The organism is Xanthovirga aplysinae (genome assembly GCF_009711365.1).
In the GTDB taxonomy this organism is placed as follows: Bacteria; Bacteroidota; Bacteroidia; order Cytophagales; family Cyclobacteriaceae; genus Xanthovirga; species Xanthovirga aplysinae.
This window is the reverse complement of sequence record NZ_SMMB01000611.1, coordinates 1-2,705: the sequence shown is the minus strand read 5'-3', so window position 1 is coordinate 2,705 and position 2,705 is coordinate 1. Positions and strand designations below refer to the sequence as shown.

Here is a 2,705-nt window from a genome sequence, read left to right as displayed (position 1 = left end):
ATAGGAAAAGTATCCTAAATCAATTTCAGACAGCCATAAGATAACGTTCATTGTATATGTAATGTTTCTATACAATTTCCCAAAATTTATTAATCCTATATCATAGGTATTTTGACAAAACCAAAGCAATATAAAACTCAACTATGATATAGGCGCTTTATATTTTTTTCTAAAAAAAATGTTAAAAAACTAAAACTAATTTAATGACTTCAAATCCTAAAAATAAAAATACTTTTATCACAATTACCAAAACAGATAAATCTAGTTCTTGAAAGTTTTGTACTCTTCTTATGAATGAGTTTAATTTTCTCTTTATGGTAGTTGAAATTGTTATCAAAAGTAAAGTTAATCATATAGATTGGAGAAATTCAAATTTGTTAATGCCATATAAGTCTGGATTCATGAAAAAAGATTGTTATGAACTCTAAATATCATGGAGAATTAAATTCTTTTTTTTGTTCTATTTTTTACGGAAGTGGAATAAAAAATACTTTTATATATTAACCAGAAGCTATTTCTTGCAGCTGCTTATTATTAGTTCTTAGTAATAAGTCTGAATTCATGAAAACAGGTAGTTAGGCCAGCTAATGCCACCTTCTAGTCAGGCACATGTAGAGTCAAAAGATTTGGAAGGAGCATTCGCTATCATTGAATATGAGAATGACCCTGATTTTGTTAAAAATCCTTCCAGCAATGAACAACTTAAAAAAGTTTATGGAGAGGGTTTCAGGGGGAAATGATCTATTGGCCAAATCTATTACAACGGTTGATTCTGGGTGGGATACTTTTAAAGGCTTAGGAGGTAAATACAACCGTATGGCAAAATGGTGTGGGGAACCTAAAATTCCTTCCATTTTTACAAAATAAGAGCTATACAGATTAATGCCTAGATCACTTTTGATCAATTTAGGGTATAGATATTGGGGTATTGCCTCTAAGTTAAACATAAAGATATTTTATATACAGTTTTAGAACCATTTAAAAAGGCCAAAACCAATCAGTTTTGGAATCATATCGGCAAAAAATTCAGTTGAATACAAGATCAATCCCAAAATCAGGATAGCGGAAGTAAGGCCTATTGAAGTTGCAACAATTTTATGCTTCCCTCTTTTTTATACCAAAACGCGAAAACTTTACAGATTTTTGTTCTTTCCGGATTAAATATTTACATTATATTTTAGGCTTATATTCCTTTATTTTTGAGCTTTTTTTAACAAACGTATAACCGTAAAAAATGAAAAAACCCTTATATATGGTTTTTCTTGTTTTTTTTAATCTTTAACTTTTTCCATAAAGCTTATGCTCAAGAAGCGACCAAATTTATAGATTAAGTCTTAAGTCAAAAAAGTTACAAAGAATTTTCTGAAGGTTATATTACATATTTTAAAGACTTTGTCAATAGTAAGGCTTTTCTCCTAACAGCAAAGAAGAATAATGATGTAATTAAATAAGTGGAAGGTTACTATATGTTGGCCTCCATTTCAGAAAGAACAAAGGCATTAATATATGCCGATAGCATTATTAAGGTAACAAAAGGAAAAAAATTTCTATTACACCTTCCACTAAAATAAAAGGAAAAATAATTATATTCGCTAGAATTTGGAGACTTTTTATTTCCTAAAATACCTCAAATATTTGCAAGTTTTTTTGGAATATTTTTTCCTTTTATTTGTATTTAATTTTTAAATACTATTGATTTTTCGATATAATCACAGATTAGTATAGAATGAAAAAATTCTTAATCCTTACTTTTGTCTTTTTTAGCTTTAACTTTTTTGGAAAATCCCTTGCACAGAAAGAATCGAAAATATTAAAAAAAAAACTAAGTCAGAATAGTTATCAAGAACTTTTAGAAAGTTATAATACTTGTTTTAAAGATTCTGTTAAGGCGAAAATTTATGCTGAGGCTTTTCTTCTAAAGGCTAAGGCAGTTAAGGATGTAATAAAACAAGCAGATGGGTACTATATGCTGGCTTCAATTTCAGAACGAACAAAAGCATTAATATATGCAGATAGTATTATTGAGATCACAAAGGGAATAAAGGATCTTAATTATCCGGCTAAAGCTCACCTTCTAAAAGGTTGGTATCTAGCAGGAAAAGACAAATATAAGGAATCAATGGATGAATTAGTACAGGCTAATTTCTATGCAAATGAAAATAAAAATAGAGATCAACAATTTAAAATAAAATATTATATCGCTTATTTGAAGAAAAGCATTGGTGATAAAGAGGAAAACTTAAATTTATTAAAATCTACAGAAAACTACTTTTTTAACAAATTTAAAGAAGATAAAAAATATGAAGGATTTTACATAAAAACACTATTTGCTTTAGGTGATTCTTATAATGCCAACAAAAATTATGATTCTGCAATGTTTATTAATAAAAGGGCTATAAAACTTTCTTTACAATCGAAAGATTCTACATTATATAGTCCTCTTCTTTTATCAACAGCCATAATTCATTACTACAATAAAGAATATAATTCTGCTTTAGATAGTTTAAATAAACTCCAAAAATTAAAACCTAAAATAAAGCTTAACGAGGGAAACTTTATAAGGTCCTACTTATTCCGGGGTTTAATATTCTTTGAGCAAGGAAATCTTGAAAAATCTATCCCTATCTTACAAAAGGTGGATTCTATGGCATTCAACAACAATCACTTTTTTCCCTTTTTACGGTCGGGGTATGAATTATTAATTG

2 protein-coding genes are annotated in these 2,705 nt (G+C 28.1%); both read left to right on the top strand.

Annotated elements, in window-relative coordinates; all coding sequences use genetic code 11:
* Positions 1 to 693 precede the first annotated feature (693 nt).
* A complete protein-coding gene (locus E1171_RS03260; protein ID WP_155204036.1) occupies positions 694 to 867 on the top strand; it encodes a hypothetical protein in 174 nt (57 codons plus the stop codon).
* 859 nt (positions 868 to 1,726) lie between these two features.
* Positions 1,727 to 2,705, top strand: a 979-nt coding sequence (locus E1171_RS03255; protein ID WP_222931364.1) for a tetratricopeptide repeat protein, incomplete at its 3' end; no start/stop codon positions are given.

Bases quoted from the DNA above. Each gene is read 5' to 3' on its own strand.
- E1171_RS03260 (WP_155204036.1), top strand. From the start codon at position 694: ATGAACAACTTAAAAAAGTTTATGGAGAGGGTTTCAGGGGGAAATGAT.